The organism is Spongiactinospora sp. TRM90649 (genome assembly GCF_029382225.1).
Classification (GTDB): Bacteria; Actinomycetota; Actinomycetes; order Streptosporangiales; family Streptosporangiaceae; genus Spongiactinospora.
Window position 1 is genome coordinate 154,042 of sequence record NZ_JARLTC010000011.1, and the last position, 24,056, is coordinate 178,097.

General features: G+C 71.5%; 22 protein-coding genes. 11 read left to right on the plus strand and 11 right to left on the minus strand.

Annotation, left to right across the window (positions count from 1 at the left end; translation table 11 throughout):
- Nucleotides 1–61: 61 nt before the first annotated feature.
- Together P3X83_RS15765 and lpdA are read left to right on the plus strand one after the other, a co-directional pair.
- Nucleotides 62–622, plus strand: coding sequence for a hypothetical protein (locus tag P3X83_RS15765; protein WP_277305808.1), 561 nt, complete (start codon nucleotides 62–64; stop codon nucleotides 620–622).
- A 173-nt stretch (nucleotides 623–795) separates the two neighbouring features.
- On the plus strand, nucleotides 796–2,193 hold the full coding sequence (gene lpdA, locus P3X83_RS15770; protein WP_277305809.1) for a dihydrolipoyl dehydrogenase: 1,398 nt from the start codon (nucleotides 796–798) through the stop codon (nucleotides 2,191–2,193).
- 91 nt (nucleotides 2,194–2,284) lie between these two features.
- Here lpdA and P3X83_RS15775 read toward each other — a convergent pair whose 3' ends face one another.
- Nucleotides 2,285–3,220, minus strand: a complete 936-nt coding sequence (locus P3X83_RS15775) for a ribonuclease Z (protein ID WP_277305810.1) — start codon at nucleotides 3,218–3,220, stop codon at nucleotides 2,285–2,287.
- Nucleotides 3,221–3,302: 82 nt separating this feature from the next.
- Here P3X83_RS15775 and P3X83_RS15780 point away from each other — a divergent pair, with 82 nt between their 5' ends.
- Nucleotides 3,303–3,839 carry a methylated-DNA--[protein]-cysteine S-methyltransferase gene (locus P3X83_RS15780; protein ID WP_277305811.1) on the plus strand — a complete coding sequence of 179 codons (537 nt, stop codon included), beginning with the start codon at nucleotides 3,303–3,305 and terminating at the stop codon, nucleotides 3,837–3,839.
- 99 nt (nucleotides 3,840–3,938) lie between these two features.
- On the opposite strand, the gene P3X83_RS15785 is transcribed toward P3X83_RS15780, so the two are convergent.
- Nucleotides 3,939–4,184, minus strand: a complete 246-nt coding sequence (locus tag P3X83_RS15785; protein WP_277305812.1) for an antitoxin — start codon at nucleotides 4,182–4,184, stop codon at nucleotides 3,939–3,941.
- A gap of 50 nt (nucleotides 4,185–4,234) precedes the next feature.
- Between P3X83_RS15785 and miaA the strand changes: the two genes are divergently transcribed.
- From miaA to bla, 4 genes are all read left to right on the plus strand, one after another.
- A complete protein-coding gene (gene miaA / locus P3X83_RS15790; RefSeq protein ID WP_277305813.1) occupies nucleotides 4,235–5,182 on the plus strand; it encodes a tRNA (adenosine(37)-N6)-dimethylallyltransferase MiaA in 948 nt (315 codons plus the stop codon).
- 9 nt (nucleotides 5,183–5,191) lie between these two features.
- Entirely contained in the window at nucleotides 5,192–5,998 is an 807-nt protein-coding gene (gene dapF / locus P3X83_RS15795) for a diaminopimelate epimerase (RefSeq protein ID WP_277305814.1), read from the plus strand.
- 79 nt (nucleotides 5,999–6,077) lie between these two features.
- A complete protein-coding gene (locus P3X83_RS15800) occupies nucleotides 6,078–8,363 on the plus strand; it encodes a tetratricopeptide repeat protein (protein ID WP_277305815.1) in 2,286 nt (761 codons plus the stop codon).
- A gap of 467 nt (nucleotides 8,364–8,830) precedes the next feature.
- Complete coding sequence (gene bla / locus P3X83_RS15805; protein WP_277305816.1) at nucleotides 8,831–9,631, plus strand: class A beta-lactamase; 801 nt, start codon at nucleotides 8,831–8,833, stop codon at nucleotides 9,629–9,631.
- On the opposite strand, the gene P3X83_RS15810 is transcribed toward bla, so the two are convergent.
- The 3 genes from P3X83_RS15810 to P3X83_RS15820 all read right to left on the minus strand — a co-directional run bounded on the left by P3X83_RS15810 (nucleotide 9,624) and on the right by P3X83_RS15820 (nucleotide 14,150).
- Complete coding sequence (locus tag P3X83_RS15810) at nucleotides 9,624–11,447, minus strand: ABC transporter ATP-binding protein (protein ID WP_277305817.1); 1,824 nt, start codon at nucleotides 11,445–11,447, stop codon at nucleotides 9,624–9,626. The two genes, bla and P3X83_RS15810, sit on opposite strands and share 8 nt — an antisense overlap.
- Before the next feature lie 140 nt (nucleotides 11,448–11,587).
- Entirely contained in the window at nucleotides 11,588–13,327 is a 1,740-nt protein-coding gene (locus P3X83_RS15815; protein WP_277305818.1) for an ABC transporter ATP-binding protein, read from the minus strand.
- A 235-nt stretch (nucleotides 13,328–13,562) separates the two neighbouring features.
- Nucleotides 13,563–14,150, minus strand: coding sequence for an NAD(P)H-dependent oxidoreductase (locus P3X83_RS15820; protein ID WP_277305819.1), 588 nt, complete (start codon nucleotides 14,148–14,150; stop codon nucleotides 13,563–13,565).
- 112 nt (nucleotides 14,151–14,262) lie between these two features.
- On the opposite strand from P3X83_RS15820, the gene P3X83_RS15825 reads away from it, so the two are divergent.
- The 4 genes from P3X83_RS15825 to P3X83_RS15840 all read left to right on the plus strand — a co-directional run bounded on the left by P3X83_RS15825 (nucleotide 14,263) and on the right by P3X83_RS15840 (nucleotide 17,265).
- A complete protein-coding gene (locus P3X83_RS15825) occupies nucleotides 14,263–14,997 on the plus strand; it encodes a TetR/AcrR family transcriptional regulator (RefSeq protein ID WP_277305820.1) in 735 nt (244 codons plus the stop codon).
- Nucleotides 14,998–15,079: 82 nt separating this feature from the next.
- Nucleotides 15,080–15,775: an HNH endonuclease family protein gene (locus P3X83_RS15830; RefSeq protein WP_277305821.1), complete on the plus strand. Its 696-nt coding sequence runs from the start codon at nucleotides 15,080–15,082 to the stop codon at nucleotides 15,773–15,775.
- Between the two features lie 178 nt (nucleotides 15,776–15,953).
- Nucleotides 15,954–16,217 (plus strand): hypothetical protein, encoded by a 264-nt coding sequence (locus P3X83_RS15835; protein ID WP_277305822.1) that lies wholly within the window; start codon nucleotides 15,954–15,956, stop codon nucleotides 16,215–16,217.
- A gap of 91 nt (nucleotides 16,218–16,308) precedes the next feature.
- The gene (locus tag P3X83_RS15840) at nucleotides 16,309–17,265 is read left to right on the plus strand and encodes an SPFH domain-containing protein (RefSeq protein WP_277305823.1); all 957 of its coding nucleotides are present in this window, start codon (nucleotides 16,309–16,311) and stop codon (nucleotides 17,263–17,265) included.
- A gap of 36 nt (nucleotides 17,266–17,301) precedes the next feature.
- Here the strand turns inward: P3X83_RS15840 and P3X83_RS15845 are convergent, their stop codons facing one another.
- Genes P3X83_RS15845 through aceB form a run of 6 tightly spaced genes read right to left on the minus strand, consistent with a single transcriptional unit; the run spans nucleotide 17,302 to nucleotide 23,918 of the window.
- Entirely contained in the window at nucleotides 17,302–17,520 is a 219-nt protein-coding gene (locus P3X83_RS15845) for a DUF2277 family protein (RefSeq protein ID WP_277305824.1), read from the minus strand.
- A gap of 30 nt (nucleotides 17,521–17,550) precedes the next feature.
- The gene (locus P3X83_RS15850; RefSeq protein WP_277305910.1) at nucleotides 17,551–18,309 is read right to left on the minus strand and encodes an IclR family transcriptional regulator; all 759 of its coding nucleotides are present in this window, start codon (nucleotides 18,307–18,309) and stop codon (nucleotides 17,551–17,553) included.
- Nucleotides 18,310–18,314: 5 nt separating this feature from the next.
- Nucleotides 18,315–19,565, minus strand: coding sequence for a heterodisulfide reductase-related iron-sulfur binding cluster (locus P3X83_RS15855; protein ID WP_277305825.1), 1,251 nt, complete (start codon nucleotides 19,563–19,565; stop codon nucleotides 18,315–18,317).
- Between the two features lie 19 nt (nucleotides 19,566–19,584).
- Nucleotides 19,585–20,820 (minus strand): FAD-binding oxidoreductase, encoded by a 1,236-nt coding sequence (locus P3X83_RS15860; RefSeq protein WP_277305826.1) that lies wholly within the window; start codon nucleotides 20,818–20,820, stop codon nucleotides 19,585–19,587.
- A complete protein-coding gene (locus P3X83_RS15865) occupies nucleotides 20,820–22,274 on the minus strand; it encodes an FAD-linked oxidase C-terminal domain-containing protein (protein ID WP_277305827.1) in 1,455 nt (484 codons plus the stop codon). Before P3X83_RS15865 ends, P3X83_RS15860 begins: the two co-directional genes overlap by 1 nt.
- Nucleotides 22,275–22,328: 54 nt before the next feature.
- On the minus strand, nucleotides 22,329–23,918 hold the full coding sequence (aceB, locus tag P3X83_RS15870; protein ID WP_277305828.1) for a malate synthase A: 1,590 nt from the start codon (nucleotides 23,916–23,918) through the stop codon (nucleotides 22,329–22,331).
- Nucleotides 23,919–24,056: the final 138 nt, after the last annotated feature.

The window sequence follows — 24,056 nt, forward strand, 5'->3', positions numbered from 1 at the left end:
TCCAGCACCCTCGGGAACCGTGCTGGTTTCCACCGATCACGACCGCAGGAGTTGTTCACCCATGCGACGGCACGTCCGATCCTCGACGGGCCACACCGATCCGCCCGAGCAGAACGAGACCGAAACCGAGACCGAGACCGGAACACGACGCGGGAAGGGCAGGAGAAGCGAACGCGGCAAGGCCATGGCCGCGGGCGCTCTCGTCGCCGCCCTCGCGGCCGGCGGCATCGCCTTCGCGGTGCTGAACGATCGTGGCGCCCCGCCTGGCGGCGCCCCCGCCGGGCAGTCCGGCCAGACCGATCCGGGCGGCCAGGAGCCCTCTGGGGCTTCCGGGAAGACCGACGACGGCTCAGGCGCCGAACGGCGCGGCCAGTCCGGCGAGTCCGGCGACACACCGGCCGCGAACGCCGAGCCCCACTCGATCACCGATCCGGGCTCCGGCTCCGGGGCTGAAGAATCCGGATCCGACCCCGATTCCGGAAACGCCGGACGGGAACCCAAGAAGACCGGCAAACCCACCGCCGGTCCCCGCGACGACGGCGGGACCGGAGGCGATGACGCCGAGAACGGCTGGCCCAGCGACGGCCCGCCCGGCATGATCTCCGGCCGGGGCCCCAACTGACGGCGGTTCCGCTCGACGCCGGTCCCAGGTGACACCGGCGGCGGCCGCCGTCCCGCACACCCGAGCCGGGTCGGCGGCCGTACCCCGGTCCACCGCGAGCCCGCCCGAAAAAGGGCGCGCCGATGTGCCCCCCGCTGATGCCTGATGGTCCCTTGACGAATAGGGTCCGGCACATGAGCACTCACTACGACGTGGTAGTCCTGGGCGCGGGCCCCGGCGGATACACCGCCGCGGTGCGGGCCGCGCAACTCGGTCTCCGGGTGGCGGTGGTCGAGGAGCGATACTGGGGTGGAATCTGCCTCAACGTAGGATGCATCCCCTCCAAGGCGCTTTTGCGCAACGCGGAACTGGCACACCTGTTCACCCATGAGGCGAAGACCTTCGGCATCCGTGTCGAGGGCAATGTGACCTTCGACTACGGCGAGGCGTTCAAGCGCAGCCGCAAGGTGGCCGACGGCCGTGTCAAGGGCGTCCACTACCTGATGAAGAAGAACGGCATCACCGAGTACGACGGACGCGGCACCTTCACCGACCCGAACACCCTGCGGGTCGAGGTCGGCGGCGGCACCGAGACGGTGACCTTCGACCACTGCATCATCGCCGCGGGCACCACCACCAAGCTGCTGCCCGGCACCAGCCTGAGCGAGCGGGTGGTGACGTTCGAGGAGCAGATCCTCGCCGACGACCTGCCCGAGAGCATCATCATCGCCGGAGCGGGCGCGATCGGCGTGGAGTTCGCCTACGTGCTCAACTCCTACGGGGTCAAGGTGACGATCGTCGAGTTCCTCGACCGTCTCGTCCCCCTCGAAGACGCCGAGGTCTCCGCGGAGCTGGCCAAGCGCTACCGGCGGCTGGGCATCGAGGTCCTCACCTCCACCCGTGTGGAGTCCATCGACGACTCCGGTGACAAGGTCCAGGTCACGGTGTCGCGCGGCGGGGAGCAGCAGAAGCTGGAGGCCGACAAGGTCCTGCAGGCGATCGGCTTCCAGCCCCGGGTCGAGGGCTACGGCCTGGAGAACACCGGTGTGGCGCTGACCGAGCGCGGCGCGATCGCGGTGGACGGCCGGTGCCGTACCAACGTCCCGCACATCTTCGCGATCGGCGACGTGACGGCCAAGCTGATGCTCGCCCACGCGGCCGAGGCCATGGGCATCGTCGCGGCCGAGACCATCGGCGACGCCGAGACCATGGAGATCGACTTCGTGATGGTCCCGCGCGCCACCTACTGCCAGCCGCAGATCGCCAGCTTCGGCTGGACCGAGGCGCAGGCCCGCGAGCAGGGCTTCGACGTGAAGGTCGTCAAGTTCCCCTTCACCGCCAACGGCAAGGCGCACGGCCTGGGCGACCCCAACGGCTTCGTGAAGATCATCAGTGACGCCAAGTACGGCGAGCTGCTCGGCGCCCACCTCATCGGCCCCGAGGTCACCGAACTGCTCCCCGAGCTCACCCTCGCCCAGCAGTGGGACCTCACCGTCCACGAGGTCGGCCGCAACATCCACGCCCACCCCACCCTCGGAGAAGCGGTCAAGGAGGCCATCCACGGCCTCGCCGGCCACATGATCAACATGTGAGCCACTCCGGCGACCCGCGAACGGGGGCCACCGCCGGGGGCCGACACTCCCGGCCGGGCCCCCTTCTCGTGCGCGCTCGGGGGTGAGCAGGTCACGGAACGCGCTCGGTCCGCTTCGGCACGGGGACACGGGCGAGGTCGTGGGCCAGGACGATGTCGCCGGAGAACGTCTCGGCGGCCTCCGCGAGGAAGCGGGGTTCGTCGGCGGGGTCGTAGCGTTCGGAGAAGTGGGTGAGGACGAGGCGGCGGACTTTCGCCTCGGCGGCGACGCGGCCGGCCTCTGCGGCGGTGAGATGGCCGTACTCCTCGGCCAGGGCCGCCTCCGCCGACAGGAAGGTGGACTCGATGACGAGCAGGTCCACGCCGTCGGCCAGCCGGAAGGCCGAGTCGCACAGGCGGGTGTCCATCACGAAGGCCGCGCTCTGGCCCCTGCGGGGCTCGCTGACCTCCTCCAGGGGGACGGCCGAGCCGTCCGGGGCGGTGACGGTGCCTTCGCGCTGGAGGCGGCTGATGAGCGGGCCGTCCACGCCTCTGGCGCGCAGCCGGTCGGGGAGCATACGGCGGCCGTCGGGCTCGTCGAGGCGGTAGCCGTACGCCTCGACGGGGTGCGACAGCGGCAGCGCCGTCAGGGTGACCGGCCCGGCCGAAAGGCGGACGGCGGCGCCGGAGAGCGGGCGCTCGGCTATGACGCCGGTGTCGGCGAACAGGCTCGCGTGCCGCAGCCGTCGCCAGTAGGTCTCGCCGCTCGCCGGGTAGGTCGCGGTGACCTGGTGGGAGACGCCGTCGCGGGCGATGCGCTGGACGACCCCCGGCACGCCCAGGCAGTGGTCACCGTGCAGGTGGGTGACACAGATCCAGGTCACGTCGTGGGCGCTGACCCCCGCGTGCGCCATCTGGCGCTGGGTGCCCTCGCCGGGGTCGAACAGGAAGCCCTCGCCGTCCCAGCGCAGCAGGTAGCCATTGTGGTTGCGCAGGCGCGTGGGCACCGCGCTCGACGTGCCGAGGACGACCAGTTCACGCAGGGACATCCGCCCATGCTAGGCAGTCGGCGGCGGCACGGCATCAAGGGCCTTGCGCGATCGTCAGGGGTGTGCGCGGTCGTAGACTGCGATGGTGGAAAACGTGGCATTCGGCGCGGTGGAGACGCCGCTCGGCAAGATCGCCGTGGCCGTCACGGACGCGGGTCTGGCCACCGTCGTCTGGGGCGACACGCCGGGGCGGCGGGAGAGCGTGGCGCGGCGGCTGGGGCTCGCCGTCGCCGAGGGCGACCCTGACGGGCGCACCGAGGGCGTGCTCGCCGAGCTGTCCGCCTACTTCGCGGGTGATCTGCGGGCCTTCTCCGTTCCGGTGGACTGGCGGCTGCTGTCGCCGGTCCAGCGCGGGGTGCTGGGCACGCTGCACGGGCGCGTGCCGTACGGCAAGGCCGTCACCTACGGCGAGCTGGCCGCGATGAGCGGTACCGGAGTGCCCGCCAGGGCGATCGGGTCGATCATGGGCGCGAACCCGATCCCGATCGTGGTGCCCTGCCACCGGGTGGTCGCGGGCGACGGCCTCGGCGGTTTCAGCGGCGGCACGGGCGTCGAGGACAAGCGCTGGCTGCTCACCCTGGAGGGCTACCTGCAGCCCATGCTCGACTGGGACATCTGAGCCTCCGGAAACGCCGGTAGGCCTCTGAAAACGCCTGGGCCGCGCCCGGCGCCCGGCGCGGCCCGCGTTCCCGGAAGGCGTCTCGTACGAGGACGCCGGTCAGCCGTTCTGGTCGCCGGGGCGGTCTGTCCGCTTGTGCGCCTCTTCGGCGGCGCGGTCGATGTGCTGGTCGTACTTGCCGCCGGTCTTGTCCTTGGCCCACTGGGAGCCCTTGTCCACGGCGCCTCCGGCCGCGTCCTGGGCCTTACCGGTCATGCCGTGCTGGTCGGCCTGCTGTTCGGCCTGCCGCGGGATGTCCTTCGGCTTGTCGCTGTGGCCCCCGAACATCTCCTTGAGCTTTTCCATGATCGACATTGTGGATTCCCCCGAATCGATCTATCGCGCCTCTTCATCCCATGCATACCCACGCAGTTGACACACTTAGCGGCGTGAGAGAGCAACCCGTGGTAGCCGTCGTCGGCCCGACAGCGGCTGGAAAGTCCGATCTGGCAGTGGATATGGCACTTCGTCTGGGGGGTGAGGTACTAAACGCCGACTCCATGCAGCTTTACCGAGGAATGGACATCGGTACCGCCAAGCTTTCCAAGACGGAGATGCGCGGTATACCCCACCATCTCCTGGACATCTGGGACATCCGGCGCACGGCCAGCGTCGCCGAGTACCAGCGCCTGGCGCGCCCCCTGCTGGACCGGCTGCTCGCGCGCGGCGTGACGCCGATCCTGACGGGAGGCTCGGGCCTGTACGTACGCGCCGCGCTCGACGACCTGGAGTTCCCCGGCACCGACCCGCTGATCCGGGCCAGGCTGGAGGCCGAGCTGGACAAGACCGGCCCCGCCCCGCTGTACGAGCGGCTGCGCGAGCTGGACCCCGCCGCCGCGGGCAACATCCTGCCCAGCAACGGCCGACGCGTGGTGCGCGCCCTGGAGGTCATCGAGCTGTCCGGCAGGCCGTTCTCGGCCACCATGCCGTCCTACGACGCCGTGTACCCGAATGTGCAGATCGGCGTGGAGATGCCCAGGCCGCTCCTCGACGAGCGCATCGAGCTGCGGGTGGAGCGCATGTGGGCGGCCGGCCTGGTGGACGAGGTGCGCGGGCTCGACCGCGAGGGCCTGGCGCAGGGCCGTACGGCCAGCCGCGCCCTCGGCTACGCGCAGGTGCTGCGCCACCTGTCGGGGGAGTGGACCGAACAGCGGGCAAAGGAGGAGACAATCCGCGCCACCAGGAGGTTCGCCCGCCGTCAGGAGTCCTGGTTCCGGCGTGACCCCCGCGTCGTATGGCTCCCCGGCGACGCGCCCGACCTGCTGGAGCAGGCGCTGGACCTGCTGGGCGAGACCGCTCGATAGGCTTGGGGTATGCGGTTTCTGAAGGGGCACGGCACGGAGAACGACTTCGTGATCCTCCCCGATCCCGACAACGAGCTCGATGTCACGGCCGCCCTGGTGGCCGCGCTCTGCGAACGCCGTAGCGGGATCGGGGCCGACGGCGTGCTGCACGTCGTGCGCACCAAGCTGTGCCCCGAGGTGGCCGACCAGGCGGACCGGGCCGAGTGGTTCATGGACTACCGCAACGCCGACGGCAGCATGGCCGAGATGTGCGGCAACGGCGTGCGCGTGTTCGTCCGTTACCTGATCGACGCGGGCCTCGCCGGGCCGGGCGAGCTGGCCGTGGCGACCAGGGGCGGCGTCAAGCGGGTCCAGGCGGGCGTGGAGGGCGACGTCTCGGTCGACATGGGGCCCGCCAGGGTGCACGGCGAGAGCGTCGCCAACCTCGGCGGGCACGAGTACGGCGGGCTGCACATCGACATGGGCAACCCGCACCTGGCCTGCGTGATCGGCGACCCGGTGGCCCAGCTCGACCTGACCCACCAGCCGGGCTTCGACCCCGGCGACTTCCCCTCGGGGGTCAACATCGAGCTGATCAACGCGGTCGGGCCGCGCCGCGTGGTGATGCGCGTGTACGAGCGCGGCTCGGGCGAGACCCGCTCCTGCGGCACGGGCGCGGTGGCGTCGGTCGTCGCGGCGGCCAGGCTCGCCGGGGAGGAGACCGGCACCTGGTCGGTCGAGGTGCTCGGCGGCACCCTCACCGTCGTCCTCGACGGCACCACGACCCACCTCGCCGGTCCCGCCGTCATCGTGGCCTCCGGCGACTACCTCACCTGACCGCTCACCTTCGTAACGCGGGCGCGCCGCCGCCACAGGCGTTTGGGGCACGCCCGCCGACCTGGCAGACTGACTGCCCATGGACGTGGACATCTGGGCCTGGGTCGGCGACACCCAGCGGCAACTTCAGGAAGCTGGGAACGCCGGCCTCGCGATCGCGCTCGGCGACCTCCCGGCGCAGGCGTACGAAGGGCGATACGCCCAGCTCGACGTGGTGGCCCCGGCGGTCGCGGGGCAGGCGGAGACGCTGGAGATGCCCTGGGTGGAGTTCTACGCCCGCTACTGGCATCTGATCGGGCGCATCGGCGACCGCGCCCAGGGAGCGGTCGCGCTCGGCGACGCGGAGGAGCTGCTGGCGTTCGCCCAGCGCGAAGACGTCCGTGAGTGTCCCTCCGTCCCCGCCGCCGTGGAGGCCCTCGCGCTGGCGTGGGCCAACGCCGACGGCCCCGGATACGCCTCCGAGCGCCTGGGCCTGATCAGCGGCGCGCTCGAAGGCGTGGAGCCCGACTCGCTCGCCTTCTGCGGGCTCACCACCCAGTACGTCACGGCGCTGCTCGACTCCGGCAAGCCGGGCGAGGCCGTCGCCTACGCCGAGTCCGCCATCGAGCGCCTGCGCGGCGCGGAGCGCGAGGCGAGCTGGGAACTGGCCGTGTCCGCCGCCCGCGCGCTGCTCGCCGCCGACCGGGCGGAGGACGCCCTGGCCGCGCTCGACGCCGCGTCCGGGCTCAAGCCCGACGACCCGGTCAACCGCCCGCACCGCGAGGGCGTGCTGCGCGCCCGGGTACTCGGCGCCCTGGGCCAGACCTCCGAGGCCGTCGAGGCCCTGCCCGACCTCGACGTGGTCGGCGACCACCCGCACTCGTTCGTCGAGTGGTCCCGTGCCGTCCACGTGCTCGCCGGTTCTTCGCAGATCGCCAACACCTGGCAGCTCGGCCGGGTGCTGCGGCAGTGGATCGACTACTTCGCCATGATGGGCGGCTACCGCGCGCGGGTCGAGCTGGCGCTGATCGCCGGTGACCTGGCCATCGCCCGGCAGGGGGTATGGCAGGCGCGCTACCTCGCCGACATCGCCGAGAGCGGCCTGGGCGAGCTGCGCGACGCCGGGGAGCTGCCCGAGCGCGTGGCCAAGCTGCGCCGCGACGCCGACGCCACCTCGCCGCCCGAGGCCCCCGGGCCGCTGGCGGAGCGGGTCGGCATCTTCGACGCCGCCGACGGCTCCAAGGCCGACCCGGAGCGCTGGGTCGAGTGGCTGACCCCCCTCGCGGGCACGGACACCGAGGCCACCCGCCGGGTCACCAGCACCCTGGGCTTCCTCGGCTACCCGAGCCGGGGCGCCGACATCTACTGGACCATGCTCGTCGACGACGAGTCCGCGCCGGGCGAGCCCGACGACGAAGACGTCGCGATCCTCGCCAACCTGCTGATCGAGGCACGCCAGGACGAACGCCTTGAGCAGTTCGCCGCCCGGCTGCCCGAGGCGCAGCGCCACCTCACGCTGGCCCGGCTGCACCGCGCCCGCGACCGGTGGGAGGAGACGATGGCCGAGGCCGAGGCGGCCCTCGCGGCCGGGGCCGGGCTCGACGCCCGCCGACTGCAGTCCGGCGCGGCCCAGCAGCTCGACGAGAACGCCAAGGGCGCCCTGGTGATCCGCGAGGTCCTCGACTCTCCCGACCTGGAGGACGAAGACGTCTGGCGCATGATCGTCATGGCGACCAGCGCGGAGGACTGGGAGACCGTGCGCCTGGGCGCGGCCCGGCTGCGCATGGCGCTGGAGGGCGACAGCGGTCCGGTGGAGATGGAGATGGGCCTGGTCCGGGTCATCCTGCCCGCCCCGGACGGCAGCCAGCGCCAGGTCATCAGCGTCCGCACCGGCCCGGCCACGGCCCGCCTCGCGATGCCCCAGCCGCCCGGCATGGACTTCAACGCGGGCGACACCGTGGTCTTCGACCCGCAGCTCCTCGAACCGTTGCCCGACGACCCGCAGGAGCGCGAGGAGTTCATCCCGCCGTTCGCGGCGGTCCGGATGCTCCGACCGGGCGGCTACTCGAGCTGGTTCTTCGACGGCGCCGCGCCGTCCGAGCACGACTGGGCCGAGTTCAACGAGGTCCTCGCCGAGCGCGGCTGGCCGATGTGGGTCTACAGCGACGAGAACTACACCGTCAGCCACCCGACCAGCGGCGAGCGCCTGCCCGGCGTCTTCGGCTGGGTCGCGGTCCCGCCCGACATCACGCCGACCGAGGTCGACGCCCTGCTCGACGACGTCACCGAGCGCTGGGTGCACCCCCTGGCCTGGCTCGACCTCGCCCGCGAGGTCGACGTCGAGGTCGAGCGCCATGAGCGCATCGTCAAGGAATACGGCCTCTGAGAAACCACCGGAACGGGCCCCCTCGCACGACCCGCACCGACCACCGCGGCGCCTTCCGCGCCGCCTGCCGATCATGACCACGGCCGTCGCGCTGACGGCCTCGACGGGGCCACGCCGGCGCAGGCCGTATGGCGCTGTGCGGGTTCTGCGGGGGTAGAGACGGGGGTGCCCGACTTCCGGCTGGTGGTTCCGGGTGGGGAGCGGCTGATCACCGGGCGGACGACCAGCGGTGATATGTGAATGGGTCTCTCTCGATGGCGGTGTTGGACATCGGCAGGTCGGGCTGCTTGGCTCCTGTGGCCGGTGGAAAGAGGGGGAGGGGCCGGATGCGGCGGGTGGGTTCGACTGTGATGACGGTGGTGGTGGCCGGGGGGCTTGGGGGTTGTGCTGCGGGGCGGACGTCTGTGATTGAGCCTGTGCCTACGGCTGTTGTGAGTTCTTCGGCTCCGCCGGATCGGCGGGATGCCGTGCGGGGGGAGATCCGGGCTCTGGAGGCTGCGTTCAAGGGGCGGATCGGGGCGTATGCGGTCGATACAGGGACGGGGCGGGTGGTGGGGAATCGGGGGGATGAGCGGTTTCCGCTGGCGTCCACGTTCAAGGCGGTGGTCGCGGCGGCCGTCCTGCAGAAGGCGCGGACCACGACCCCCGGGCTGATGAAGCGGGTCGTGCGGTGGAAGGCGGACGAGGTTTTGCCGTATTCGCCGGTCACGGAGAAGCATGTCGGCGATGGGATGACAGTTGCCGGGTTGTGCGAGGCGGCTGTGACGCAGAGCGACAACACGGCGGGGAACCTGCTGCTGAAGGAGGCCGGGGGGCCGGCCGGGCTGACGCGGTTCTTCCGGTCGTTGGGGGATCGTGCCAGCCGGATGGACCGGTGGGAGCCCGAGATGAACCGGTGGGCTCCGGGGGAGAAGCGCGACACCACCACGCCCGCGTCCATGGCGCGGGACTTTCAGCGGCTTACGACCGGAGATGCGCTTCATGCGAAGGACCGCGATCGGTTGAACGCCTGGCTGGTCGCCAACAAGACCGGTGACCGCCGGATTCGGGGTGGGTTGCCCAAGAGTTGGCGGGTGGGGGACAAGACTGGGACGGGTGGTACGTACGGCTCGGCCAATGATGTGGCGGTCGTGTGGCCGGTGAAAGACGCTCCTCCCGTGGTGATGGCGATTTATACGAATCGGCGGGCGGCGGACGGTGACGTGGACGAGAAGGTGCTCGCCGAGACCGCCGCCATCCTGGCCAGGGGGCTTGGCCGTCTCAACTGAGCTGGGCGGCGCGGAGGGTGGCGTACCGGCCGTCGGGGGTGGACAGGAGTTCGGTGTGGGTGCCCTGTTCGACGACCCGGCCGTGTTCCATCACCAGGATGAGATCGGCGTCGCGGATCGTGGACAGGCGGTGGGCGATGACGAAACTCGTACGGCCGCGCCGAAGCGACGTCATCGCGCGTTGCAGCAGCATCTCGGTGCGGGTGTCCAGTGAGCTGGTCGCCTCGTCCAGGATGAGGATCTGCGGGTCGGCGAGCAGGGCCCTGGCGACGGTGACGAGCTGCTTCTCGCCCGCGCTCAGGTTGCCGCCCTCGTCGTCGATGAGCGTGTCGTAGCCGTCCGGCAGGGTCGCCACGAAGCTGTCGAGCCCGACGGCGGCGGACGCTTCGACGATCTGCGCACGCGACGCGTCCGGCCTGCCGTACGCGATGTTGTCGGCGATGGTCCCGGCGAAGAGCCAGGTGTCCTGCAGCACCATGCCGATCCGGCCGCGTACCTCGCCGCGCGGCATACCGGCCACGTCCACCCCGTCGAGGGTGATGCGGCCGCCGGTCGGCTCGTAGAAGCGCATGATCAGGTTGACCAGCGTGGTCTTGCCCGCGCCGGTCGGGCCGACGATCGCGACGGTACGGCCGGGCTCGGCGACCAGGGACAGGTTCTCGATCAGTGGCGCATCGGGGACGTACCGGAACGAGACGTCCTCGAAGGCGACCTTGCCGGCGACCGCACCAACAGTGTCCCGCCGGGGGGAGACGGGCTCCTCGGGCTCGTCCAGCAGGTCGAAGACGCGGCCCGCCGAGGCCAGCACGGACTGCACCAGCGTGGACGCCGACGCCGCCTGGTTGACCGGCTGGCCGAACTGCATGCAGTACTGCAGGAACGCCTGGATCTCGCCGATGGACAGCGCGCCCGACGCCACCCGAAGGCCGCCGATCACCGCGACGAGAATGAAGTTGAGGCTGGTCAGCAGCATCATCGCGGGGCCGATCAGGCCGGAGACGAACTGGGCGGTGAAGCCGGCCCCGCGCATTTCGCGGTTGTGGTGGGCGAAGGACGCTTCGGCGGTGTCCTGCCGTCCGAAGGCGGTGACCAGGGCGTGGCCGGTGTAGATCTCCTCGATGTGGGCGTTGAGGCGCCCGGTGGCCGCCGCCTGGGCGGCGAACCTGGACCGCGCGCGGGCAGCGATGACGCGGGCCAGCAGGACGGTGGACGGCACGACGACCAGCGACACCAGCGCCAGCAGCGGCGAGATCAGCACCATCATGGCGAGGACCCCGACAAAGGTGAATATGGCCTGCGCGATCACACTGAGGACGTGCTGGAGGGTCTGGGCGATGTTGTCCACGTCGTTGGTGACCCGGGAGAGCACCTCCCCCCGCGGGGTGCGGTCGAAGTACGCCAGCGGCAGCCGGGCCAGTTTGTCCTGGACGCGTTCGCGTAGCCGGTGGACGAGCCGCTGGACCACGGTGACGGTGAGGCGCTGCTGCACGGCGGACGCGCCGAACGCGGCCAGGTAGCAGGCCCCGGCGGCCAGCAGGATCCCGGTCAGGGCGGCGAAGTCCACGTTCCCGGGGAAGCCGACGATCAGGTCGGTGGCCGCGCCGAGCAGGCGCGGAACGGCGACGGTCAGCGCCACTCCGACGGCGGCGGCGAGGACGGCGACGGCGGCGGTCGGCAGTTCCGGCCGCGCCGCGCGGAGCAACCGCCTCCCCGGCCGGTCGCCCGCGGTGATCCTGTCATCCGCGGTGGCCCCGTCGTCCGGAGTGGTTCCGTCGTCCGGAGTGGGCGGCCCGGCGTGGTCTCGCGGAGGCGTCACGGCGCGGGATCGGGTCCGAGGGCCGCGACCGGCGTCGCGCCCAGGGCCGGCACGGTCAGGCCCGACGTTGGGGCCGGTGGTAGGGGCGGTGCCAGGGGTGTCCGGAGGGTTGGCGCCGTCTGTGAAAGGCCGGGTGCCGGTCATGCCGCCTCCTCCTCGGTGAGCTGGGAGAGGACGATCTCCCGGTAGGTCGGGCTGGTACGCATCAGTTCCTCGTGGGTGCCGGTGCCCGCGACGCGTCCCCGGTCCAGCACGACGATCCGATCGGCACGCCGTACCGTGGCCACCCGGTGGGCGACGATCAGGACCGTCGCGTTCCGGGTACGCCGGGCCAGGGCGTCGCGCAGGGCGCGTTCGGTGAGCAGGTCGAGGGCGGAGAACGCGTCGTCGAACAGGTAGATGAGCGGGCGGGACACCAGGAGCCGGGCGATGGCCAGGCGCTGGCGCTGCCCGCCGGACAGGTCGGTGCCGCCCTGCCCGATCCGGCCGGTGAGCCCGTCCGGCAGCGCCTCGACGAAGTCGCGGGCCTGCGCGGCGTCCAGGGCGTCCCACAGCTCGTCGTCGGTGGCGTCGGGCCTGCCGTACCGGAGGTTGGACGCCACGGTCCCGGTGAACAGGTGGGCGCGCTGCGGGGCGACGCCCACGGCCCGCACGAGCGCGTCCGGGGCAAGGTCGCGCACGTCGGAGCCGTCGATGAGCACCGCGCCCGCCGTGGGCTCGGTCAGCCGGGGGATCAGGTTGAGCAGCGAGGTCTTGCCCGCGCCGGTGGAGCCGACGATCGCCACGGTCTCGCCGGGGCGGGCGATGAGGTTCACGCCGTCGAGCACGGGGCGTTCCGCCCCGGGGTAGGTGAAGGACACGTCGCGGATCTCAAGGTGCCCTCGGACGGGTGGGCTGGTCACCGAGACCGGCCCGGTGGTACGCCCGGGGGTGTCGAGGATCTCGGTGATGCGCCCGGCGCTCACCCCGGCGCGCGGGGCCATCATGACGGTGAACGTGGCCAGCAGCGCGGCGCCCAGGATGAGCGCCAGGCAGTTGAGGAACGCGAGGAGGGTTCCGGGGGTGGCCGACCCGTCGTCGATGAGGTACGCCCCGGCCGCGACGGCGGAGACGGTGGCCAGGTTGGGGACCAGCATCCCGGCGGGGAACATGATCGACGTGAGTCGGGAGGTGCGCGTGGCCGCCGCAGTCAGGTCGTCGTTGGCGCGGGCGAACCGGTCGCGCTCGGCGTCCTCCCGGACGAAGGCTCGGACCACCCGCATGCCCATGATCTGCTCGCGCAGCAGGCGGTTGACGGTGTCCAGGCGCCCTTGCATGGCCCGGAACGGCGGGCCCAGGCGGTAGACGAGCACGCCCAGCACGGCGAGCATCACGGGCAGCGCCACCAGCACCAGCGCCGACAGCCGCAGGTCCAGGCCGACCGCCACGACGATGCCGCCCACGAACGCCATGGGTGTGGTCGCCAGGCTGGTGAGCGTCAGGTAGAGGAGCGTCTGCACCTGCTGGACGTCGTTGGTGGTCCGGGTGAGCAGCGAGGGCGCGCCGAAGCGCGCGACCTCCTTGACCGGGAAGGCGAGGGCGTGGCCGTACACGGCGGCCCGCAGATCGTGGCCGACGTGGACGGCCGTGCGCGCGGCCAGGTATCCGGCGGCGACGGCGCAGCCGAGGTGCACCGCCGTGGCGGCCAGCATCGCGCCGCCGGTGCGGAGGATGGCCGCGGTGTCTCCGGAGAGCACACCGTCGTCGATGAGACGTGCGTTGAGGGCGGGCAGGGACAGTGACGCGACGGCCCCGGCCAGTTGCAGCACCAGGATCAGGGCGATGGAGCGCCGGTAGGGGCGGGCGTGGTCGCGCAGCAGGCGGATCAGCACGGCGACCACCCCCATCCCCCCGGTCGGCGGTCGTCACGTGAGGGGTTCCGGACCCGGCGGAGGGACGGCACGGCGGGGCGCGGGCGCCTTCTGGGGCGGTGGCCGTTAGGCGAGGGGTTCTCGATCCGGCGGAAGGGCGGCACGGCGGGGCGTGGGCGTCCTTCCGCCAAGCCCCTTCCGCGCGGGAACGACCGGGTGTTTCGTAGGCCGATGCTCATCAGCCGGAGCGGGGGCATGGGGTGTCTCATCCGGCGTAGGGACGGGCGGCCCGGGCGTCGCGCAGGGCGAGGCCCCACCAGACGAGCCGGTCGAGCATGATCTTGGCCGCCGCGTTGCAGCCCTCCGGTTCCGTCGGGAACGTCCCGTCGGGGCCGAAGCGGGACCCGATCTTGTCGATCGCCACGTAGTCCCGGATGGCGGGTGCGTGCAGTTCGGCGAAGACCGTCCGCAACTGCTCGGTGGCGCGCACCCCGCCGGAGATCCCGCCGTAGGAGACGAACGAGACCGGCTTGGCCTGCCACTCCCAGTTGAAGGAGTCGATCGCGATCTTCAGCGCCGCCGGGTAGCCGCGGTTGTACTCGGGGACCACGACGACGAACGCGTCCGCCGCCGCGATCCGTGGACTCAGGACCGCGACCTGTGTGGGCTTCTCGCCGCCGAAGTGGCCCGGCAGCCCGTCCGGGAGGTCGGCCTCCAGCAGGTCGATGACGTCGATCTCGATGTCCTCGCGGGTGGCGGCCTGTTCGACGAACCAGCGGGTGACGAGGGGGGCGATCCGCCCTTCGCGCACGCTGCCGATGATCACTGCCGTCTTGAGCGGGGCCGGTGACATTCTGCATACCTCCATGGGTGCGTACGGCGTACTCGCATTCAGATACAGCGTACGCACATGAGCGTACGGCGTACAAGTCGAGTACGATGTACGCAAGCGAAGGGAAGTGCGCATGGCGGAATCCGAAGACCGGGAGTCGATCTGGCAGCGGATCGAGCGGCCCAAGCAGGCGCCGCGGGTGTCGCTCACCCACGACCAGATCGCCGAGGCAGCCGTCGAGATCGCCGACGCCGATGGGATCGACGCGGTCTCCATGCGCCGCCTGGCCGACCGGCTCGGGGTCGCGACGATGGGCCTCTATCGCTACGTGCGCGGCAAGAACGACATCATCGAACTGATGGTGGACGCCGTCTATCGCGCCGACTCCGACACCGCGGCCGATACCGCGACCGACGTTGAGTCCCAAGGTGAATGGCGGGCCGTGCTGCGGCGCGCCGCGTACGGCCAGCGGGCGCTCTTCGCGCGCCATCCGTGGCTGATCCAGACGGGCGCGCCGTTGACGCCGAGCATGGTGTCGCGCAGCGACCGGCTGCTGGCCGCGCTGGACGGCATGGAGCTCGACGAGGACACCAAGATGGCCCTGGTGAGCGCGATGACCTCGTTCGTGCACGGCACGGCCGCCGCTCTCGCCGAGCGAGACGCCTTGCTCGCGCGCGAGGACGTCGCGGGAATGAACGAGCTGCGCGCCGCCTACTCCTCGCGTATGACGTGGCTGCTGGACTCCGGCCGCTATCCCGCTTTCGCGCGCTATATCAGGGCTGGCACCCGCAAAGACGACACCGACTGGCAGTTCGAGGTGGGCCTCGAATGCCTCCTGGAGGGCATCGCCCGGCGCTACGGGATCTAACGGGAAAGCAACGCTAACAACACTGCTTCCGGGTAGTTGCTATACGTAACTATTACTAAACCTTGACCTGGGAGCAGTGTTGATGAACCGGAGAAACCGGAAGATCGCCGCATTGGCGCTGGTGGCGGGAATGCTCGCGGGGTGTGGCGGTCTGGAGGCGCAGATCGGTTCCTCCGACGACCGGGGTGGCGGCGGCGGTGGTGGCGGGGGCGGCAAGGTAGACGTGCGCGCGGCACGGACCGGCTTGGACCAGCTCGACGTCAAGGGCCGTGCGCCGATGACCGGTTACGACCGGGATCGGTTCGGCCCGGCCTGGGCCGACGTCGATCACAACGGTTGCGACACCAGGAACGACATCCTCAAGCGCGATTTGAAGAACGAGACCTTCAAGAAGGGCACCCACGACTGCATCGTGCTGACCGGCACCCTCGACGACCCCTACAGCGGCAAGAAGATCGAGTTCGAGCGCGGCACCCGCACCAGCATGGCGGTGCAGATCGACCATGTGGTGGCGCTGGGCGACGCCTGGCAGAAGGGCGCGGCCAAGTGGGCGGAGGCGAAGCGCAAGGAACTGGCCAACGACCCGCTGAACCTGATGGCCGTGGACGGCCCGCTGAACGGTCAGAAGCAGGCGAGCGACGCGGCGACGTGGTTGCCGCCGCGCCGTGCCTACCGGTGCGACTACGTGGCGCGTCAGATCGACGTGAAGGTGAAGTACGACCTGTGGGTCACCCAGGCGGAGAAGGAGGCCATGCGGAAGATCCTCGCCGACTGCTGACGCGAACCGTCGGTCGTCGTAATCGCGCTCGAACTTGATGATCTTGCCGGTCTTGAGCCAGACGTAGACCTCGTACTCCCAGTTCCCCTTCTCCAGCTCGACCTCGGTCACCCGGGCCCGGGGCGCCCGCTTCTTGGCGATCTTCACCGCCTGACCGCAGGTGATCGAGGACGAGGCGATGGCAGGGGAGGTGGCAGGGGAGGTGGAGGGGGTGGGGGCGGTCTGGGCGGTGGCCGCGACGGCCACCCCACCGGCCAGTACGGCCACCACCCCGGACGCGTCGCGGTGCCGCCGCTCGCCCGACCGCCGCCGGGCCTCGTTGATCACGGCGGTCACCGCGCGCTCCGGGTCGTCCACACGGGCCCCGAGCCGCGCCGTCTCCTCGGGGGTCGCGCAGCCCGCGCCTCCGGCGGCCCCTCCGGAACGGCCCACACGACAATAGCGGCCGTCCGATCCACACCGTTCGGAATGATTAAGCGAACCTAAATGCATTTGTCATGTCCTGTGACCTGAGTCCACTACCGTGATCCGCCATGACCAAGAAGCAGGACGGAACGGCGGGCTCGGCGGCGAGAGGAGGGAGCCGGAGGCTGCTGAAGTGGTTCATCGCGGCGGTGGTCGCCGTCGTGGGCCTCGGGTTCGCGCTCTCCGGCTGCTCTCGCGTCAGCACCCAGCCCGACGAGGTGATCCTCCACTACGCGGGCGGCACGTTCGAGGCGATCGCCTTCGACCGCTGCATCAACCCGTCGAGCGGCGCCACGCTGCTCGGCCCGGGAGACACCGGCTACTCCTACCCGTTCGGGCAGCGGACCTTCGACTTCTCCGGCGCCGAGGGCGCCGAGTCCCGGCCCATCTCCATCGTCTCCAAGGACAACGTGGAGATGCAGGTCGCCGGGTCGGCCACGTTCACCCTGAACACCCACTGCGAGACGCTACGGCGCTTCCACGAGCGGATCGGCCTGAAGTTCGGCGCGTACGCCGACGGCGACGGCGATTCCTCCAGCGGGTGGACCAAGATGCTGAACTTCTACTTCAAGCAGCCGCTCGACCGGGCCATGGACGCCGCCTCGCAGGAGTTCGAGTGGCGCAAGCTGTTCAACGACCCGAACGTCAAGCAGCAGTGGGAACAGCGGGTCGGCCAGCTCGCCCGGCAGTTCATCAAGGAGACCGCGGGCGACGACTACTTCTGCAGCCCCAACTACGGCGGCGTCGGCGAGTGCGGCGACGTCGTGCTGACCATCCAGAAGCCCGAGCCGCCGGAGTCGCTGGTGAACGCCCTGGCCGCCGAGCAGGCGGCGAAGGCGGAGAACGCCGCGCAGACCCAGCGCAACGCCAAGGTCCGCACCGAACTAGAGTCGATCAAGGACCTGGTGGGGGTGCTGGGCCCGCAGGGCGCGGTGCTGTGGAAGGCGATCCAGGACGGCAAGGTCGAGGTGATCCCCGTCCCGCAGGACGGCAACATCACCATCTCGCCGCGCAGGCGCGACTGAGAGGCCGTGGGGGGCGCTGGGGGGCGCCGAGCGGCCTCAGGACGCCCTGGCGCCCCTGACCTCGATGGAACCCAGCAACTGGGCCGTGGCGGCCGTCACAGCCGCCACGGCGGCCTCGAACGCCTCGGCGTTGTGCGCGGCGGGCGTCCTGAAGCCGGAGATCTTCCTGACGTACTGCAGGGCCGCGGCGCGCATCTCCGCCTCGGTCACTGTCTCGGTGTACGGCGGACGAAGTGTCTTGATGCTTCGGCACATGTACCTATCTTGCCGGGTCGGGTCCGGTGCTCATGACCTGTTCGGCGTAGGCAACGCCCGGGGGGCCAGCTCGGCGCCGAACTCGTCCGCGATCCGCCGCATCCCCCTGGCCAGCTCCTCAAGGTCCAGCGCGTCGATGCGCTCGGCCGGGCCGGACACCGACATGGCGGCCACCACGCGCCCGCCGTCGTGCACGGGCACGGCCAGGCAGTGCACGCCCAGCTCCTCCTCGCCCAGGTCCATGGCGTAGCCCTGGGAGCGTACGCGCCGCAGGGCGTCCAGCATGGCGGGGTGGCCGGTGATGGTGTTGGCGGTGCGCCGGGGGGTGCCCGTGCGGTCGATCAGCGCGGCCACCTCGGGCTCCGGCCTGGCGGCCAGCAGCACCTTGCCCACCGCCGTGCTGTGCGGCAGCACCCGCCTGCCGACCTCGGCGAACATCCGGAGCCTGCGCGGCGAGGGCACCTGGGCCACGTAGACGATGAAGTCGCCCTCCAGCACCGCCAGGTTCGCCGTCTCGCCGGACAGCTCCACCATGCGGGTCAGGTACGGCTGAGCCCACTCGCCGACCATCCCCTCGGCGACGCCGCCCAGCCGTACGAGGGCCCCGCCCAGGGCGTACCGCCGGTCGGACTCCTGGCGGACGTACCCCCTGGCCAGCAGGGTGCGCAGCAGCCGGTGGATCGTCCCGTACGGCAGCGCGGTGCGCGCCGCCAGCTCCGAGATCCCCGCCTCGCCGCCCAGCTCGGCCAGCGCCTCCAGCAGGTCGAGCGCCCGGTCGACGCTCTGCACCCCGCTCAACCCGGCACCCCCACCTGCACGCCGCGCAGCGACGCGTCCAGGATCTGGACGGTGTGGGCCACCGGGATCTCCTTCTCGCCCAGGCGGCGCAGCGCGGCCGTGATCTGCATGGTGCATCCGGGGTTCGCCGAGACGAGCACGTCGGCGCCGGTCGCGACCACGTGCGCGGCCTTCCGCTCGCCCAGCTCGCCCGCCGCCCGCGGCTGGAACAGGTTGTAGGTGCCGGCCGAGCCGCAGCAGATCGACGACTCGGCGATCTCCCTGATCGTCAGCCCGGGAACGCCGGTCAGCAGCGCCCTGGGCTGGGCCCGCACGCCCTGGGCATGCGCCAGGTGGCAGGCGTCGTGGTACGCCACCGAGATCGGCAGCGGGTGGCGTTCGGCGACCGGGCCGAGCTCCGCCAGGAACTCGGTGACGTCCAGGACGCGGATCGCCCGCGCCCGCGCGGCCCAGCCGGGCTCGCCTTCGAGGATCTCTGCGTAGTCCTTCATCGTGGAGCCGCATCCGGCGGCGTTGACGACCACCGTGTCCACCCCGGCGCGCTCGAAGGCGGCGATCGTCCGCCTGGCGAACCTGAGCGCCTGCGCCTCCTGCCCGGAGTGCAGCGAGAGCGCCCCGCAGCAGCCCTGGCCGGGCGGGATGACCACGTCGCAGCCCTCCAGCGCGAGCACCCGGGCCGTGGCCGCGTTGACCTGGGGGAAGAACTCGCCCTGCACGCATCCGGTGAGCATGCCCACCACCGCGCGCCGGGGGCCCTGCGCACGCACCAGCGGGGGCAGGCGCACCCGGGCCACGCCCTTGGGGGCCAGTTCCGCCATCGCGGCCAGCGACGGGTTGATCCGCGCCAGCCGTGGCGCGATCCGCTCGCGGAGCCGTTCGGAGAGCCGCAGCGGCAGGCGCAGCGCCCGCAGCCGCCGGGGGTAGGGGAACAGCGAGAAGACCAACGCCCGCAGCGCGCGGTCCTCGGGCTCGCGGACGTGCTCGCGCTCGACCTCGGCACGGGTCTGCTCGATCAGCCGGTCGTAGCGCACGCCGGACGGGCAGGCCGTCACGCACGCCATGCAGCCGAGGCAGGCGTCGAAGTGCCCGGCCATCTCCGGAGTGATCGGGGTGCCCTCCACGTGCTGCTTCATCAGGTGGATCCGCCCGCGAGGGGAGTCCATCTCCTCGCCCCACAGCACGTACGTGGGGCACGTCGGCAGGCAGAACCCGCAGTGCACGCAGTCCTTGATCAGTTCAGGGTCCACACCTGATCCCTCCTCCACCTCAGATGCCCCCGACGAAGCGGCCGGGGGACATCCGGCGGCCGGGGTCGAACCTCTCCTTGACCCGCCGCATCAGCCCGAGGGCGCCTGTCTCGCCCCAGGGGTCGATCCGCCTCGACAGCTCCTCGGGAGCGGCCAGCACCACCAGCCGCCCGCCCGAGTCCGCTCGGAGCGCGCTCACGAACGCCTCCAGGCCGTCGGCGGCGGGCAGGCCGATGCTCAGCACCCCGGAGGCCGCGGCGCCGCGCACGCACGGGCGCAGGCCCAGCCGTCCGGCCGCCTCCCCGACGGCGGTCAGCGCGGCGGACAGGCCCGCGGGCGGTACGCGCAGCTCTATCAGGCACTCGTCCGGCTCTTCCGCGCCGCCGGACTCCTGTGGGAGCCCGCCCGGTTCGCCCAGCACGGCGACGGCCTCGGCGCGTTGCTCGGCCGCGACGCCTTCGAAGAGGGCGGACACGCTGAGCGGGCCCCGCGCCTGAGGCCAGTCGATCTCGACCGCGCTCGGCTCGGACTGGGACGCGGCCAGCGCGGCCACCAGCGCCCCGGCCTCGCCGGGGCCGGGGGCGGTGAACGCCGTCCAGTGGCGCTGCGCGGGGAGGGGGTGCAAGCGGAAGGTGGCGTCGGTGATGACGCCGAGCGTGCCGTACGAGCCTGTGAACAGCTTACCCAGGTCATAGCCCGCGACGTTCTTCACCACGCGCCCGCCGGAGCGGGCCACGGTTCCGTCGGCGAGGACGACGGTGATCCCGATCAGCAGGTCGCGGGCGGTGCCGTACCTGAACCGGCGCGGGCCCGCCGTCGCGGTGGCCAGCGTGCCGCCCACCGTGGCGCCCGCGAGCGGCACGTCGAGGGCCAGCTCCTGGCCGCTGTCCGCGAGCAGGACGGCCAGGGCGTCCATGGTCACCCCGGCCGGTACGCGGGCGACCAGGTCGCCCGCCGTGTGCTCGACCGGCTCGGTCAGGCAGCAGGTGTCGATCAGCAGGTCGCAGCGCTCAGGGGGCAGGCCCCAGTGCAGTTTGGTGCCGCCTCCGGTGGCGACCACGGCGAGGTCGTGCCCGGCGGTGGCGCGCAGCAGCGCGGAGACCTCTTCGGTGGACTCGGGCAGGGCCACCCAGCGCGGGGACACACCGGCCACCGCGTCCTCGGCGGCGCCGTCGCGAATCGTCACCCCGGTCTTCTCCAGCGTCATCTCTGGGGTCTTCTCCGGGGTCTCGTCGGGGCCGGGCGGGTTCGACATCAGAACTGCTCGGCCTTTCCGGAGGCGACCAGCGGATGCACGCCCTTGCGCACGCCGGGGACCTCCCCGCACAGGCGCGGTGTGGGGAACACCTTGCCCGGGTTCGACAGGCCCCTGGGATCGAACGCGCAGCGGACGAGCTGCATGGTGTCGAGGTCGTCGGCGGAGAACATCCTCGGCATGTGACGGGCCTTGTCGACCCCGACGCCGTGCTCGCCGGTGATCGACCCGCCGTTGTCCACGCACAGGTCGAGGATGCGCGCGGAGACCAGCTCGGCCCGCTCGCCCGCGCCCGGCTCGGCGTCGTCGAACAGCACCAGGGGGTGCAGGTTGCCGTCGCCCGCGTGGAACACGTTGGCCACGCGGATGCCGTGGTCGCGGGAGAGGCGGTCGATGCCCGCCAGCACGCGGGGGAGGGCCGTACGGGGCACCACACCGTCCTGGACGATGTAGGCGGGGCTGATCCGGCCGACGGCGGCGAACGCCGACTTGCGGCCCTTCCAGATGGCCGCGCGGTCGGCTGGGTCGTCGGCCGTGCGCAGCTCGAACGAGCCGCTCTCCCGGCAGATCCGGGTGACCTCGGCGAACTGGGCCACGACCTGCGCGGCCGGGCCGTCCAGCTCGACGATCAGCACGGCCGCAGCGCCCTCCGGGTAGCCGCACCGCACCGCGGCCTCGGCGGCCTCGATGGCCAGGGCGTCCATCATCTCGATCGCGGCGGGCACGATTCCGGCCGCGATGATCTCCGAGACGGCCGTGCCGCCCGCCTCCACGTCGTGGAAGGCGGCCAGCAGCGTGGTGACGGTCTCGGGGGCGCGGCTGAGCCGTACGGTGATCTTGGTGGTGACGCCCAGCGTGCCCTCGGACCCGACGAACGCCCCGAGCAGGTCGTAACCGGGATCGAGGGCGTCGAGCGTGACGATCTCGCCGTCGGGCGTGACGATCTCCAGGGCCTCGACGTGGTTGACGGTGAAGCCGTACTTCAGGCAGTGCGCGCCGCCGCTGTTTTCCGCGACGTTCCCGCCGATCGTGCACACCTGCTGGCTGGACGGGTCGGGCGCGTAGTAGTAGCCCTGGTCGCGCACCGCCTCGGTGATCGCCAGGTTGGTGACGCCGGGCTCCACGACGGCCCGGCGGTTCGGCAGGTCGATCTCGATGATCCGCCGCATCCTGGAGGTCACGACCAGCACGCCGTCGGTGCGGGGGAGCGCCCCGCCCGACAGGCCGGTGCCCGCGCCGCGCGCGACGAACGGCACGCCGTACTCGTCGCAGAGGCGCACCACACCGGCCACCTGCTCCGCCGAGCCGGGCAGGACGACGACGCCGGGAGTGGCCCGGTGGTAGGTGAGGCCGTCGCACTCGTACGTGCGCAGCCTCACCGGATCGGTGATCACCGCCTCGGGCCCGAGTAGCCCGGTGAGCCGCTCGGACAGCGCGCGGAGGGTATCCGTCACAGTGCCTCCTCCCTTTCATCCTCCTGCAACGGCCGAGGCGGCGCACCTCATGGGTCAGGGCATACGGGCGTAGGCGGGCAGGGTGAGGAAGTCCACGAAGTCGTCGTCCAGGGCCACTTCGCGGAACAGGGCGGCGGCCAGTGCGAAACCGGCCTCGTCGTAGCCCGGCTCGGTCTTGATCCGGGCCAGCTCCTCCTCGATGATCCGCTCCACCAGGTCTCGGGTGACGAGGGTCTTGGTGTCGGACAGCTCGATGTCGTTGTGGATCCACTGCCAGATCTGGGAGCGGCAGATCTCCGCCGTCGCGGCGTCCTCCATCAGGTTGTGGATGGCCACCGCGCCGTTGCCGCCCATCCAGGCGGCGAGGTAACGCAGCGCGACGTCCACGTTGGCGCGCAGGCCCGCCTCGGTGATCTCACCGGGGGTCCGCGAGACGGCCAGCAGGTCGGCCGCGGTCACCTCGACGTCGTCGCGCAGCCGCGCGACCTGGTTCGGACGGTCGCCGAGCACGCCGTCGAAGACCTCACGGCAGATCGGGACCAGGTCGGGGTGGGCCACCCACGAGCCGTCGAAGCCGTCGCCGGACTCGCGGGTCTTGTCGGCGCGGACCTTCTCAAGGGCGACCTTGTTGACCTCGGGGTCGCGCCGGGAGGGGATGAACGCGGCCATGCCGCCGATCGCGTGCGCGCCGCGCCGGTGGCAGACGCTGACCAGCAGCTCGGTGTAGGAGCGCATGAACGGCGCGGTCATCGTGACGGTGTTGCGCTCCGGCAGCAGGAACTCCCGCCCCCGGGTGCGGAACTTCTTGATGACGCTGAACAGGTAGTCCCAGCGGCCCGCGTTGAGGCCCGCGGAGTGCTCGCGCAGCTCGTAGAGGATCTCCTCCATCTCGAAGGCGGCCGGGTAGGTCTCGATGAGCACCGTCGCCCTGATGGTCCCGCGCGGGATGCCCTGGAGCTCCTGGGCGCGGACGAAGACGTCGTTCCAGAGCCGCGCCTCCAGGTGCGACTCCAACTTGGGCAGGTAGAAGTACGGCCCGCGGCCCTTGTCGAGCTGACGGCGGGCGCAGTGGAAGAAGTACAGGGCGAAGTCGAAGATCGACGCCGAGACGGGGTCGCCGTCCACGAGCAGGTGTTTCTCGTCGAGATGCCATCCACGCGGCCGGACCACGACGGTGGCCAGCTCCTCGTCGGGACGCAGTGCGTAGGACTTCTCGCCGATGGAGAAGTCGATGGTGCGGTCCAGGGCGTCGCGCAGGTTGAGCTGACCGGCAACGCAGTTCTCCCACAGCGGGGAGTTGGCGTCCTCGAAGTCGGCGAGCCAGACCTTGGCCCCCGAGTTGAGCGCGTTGATGGTCATCTTCCGGTCGACCGGACCGGTGATCTCCACCCGGCGGTCCACCAGGCCGGGCGCGGGGCCGGCGACCCGCCAGGCGTCGTCCTGGCGGATGTGCTTGGTCTCCGGCAGGAAGTCGAGGGTGCCTCCGGCGGACAGCTCTGCCTGCCTGACCTGGCGTGCCTCCAGGAGCTCCGCGCGGCGCGCCCCGAACTCGCGCTGCAGGGCCGCCGTGAAGGCCAGCGCCTCCGGCGTGAGGATCTCGTCGAACCGGTCCAGCAGCGGGCCGGTGATCTCGACTCCGTCCATGGGCCGTCCCTCTTTCCGTATCGTGGAAAATTGATTCTGGATTATGGAAGAGACGCTACTTCACCGCGTTGGTGAGACGAAGGGCGGGGCCCCCACTTTCCGGGTTTCCCGGACAAATCGTTCAGGGATCACCCCCGG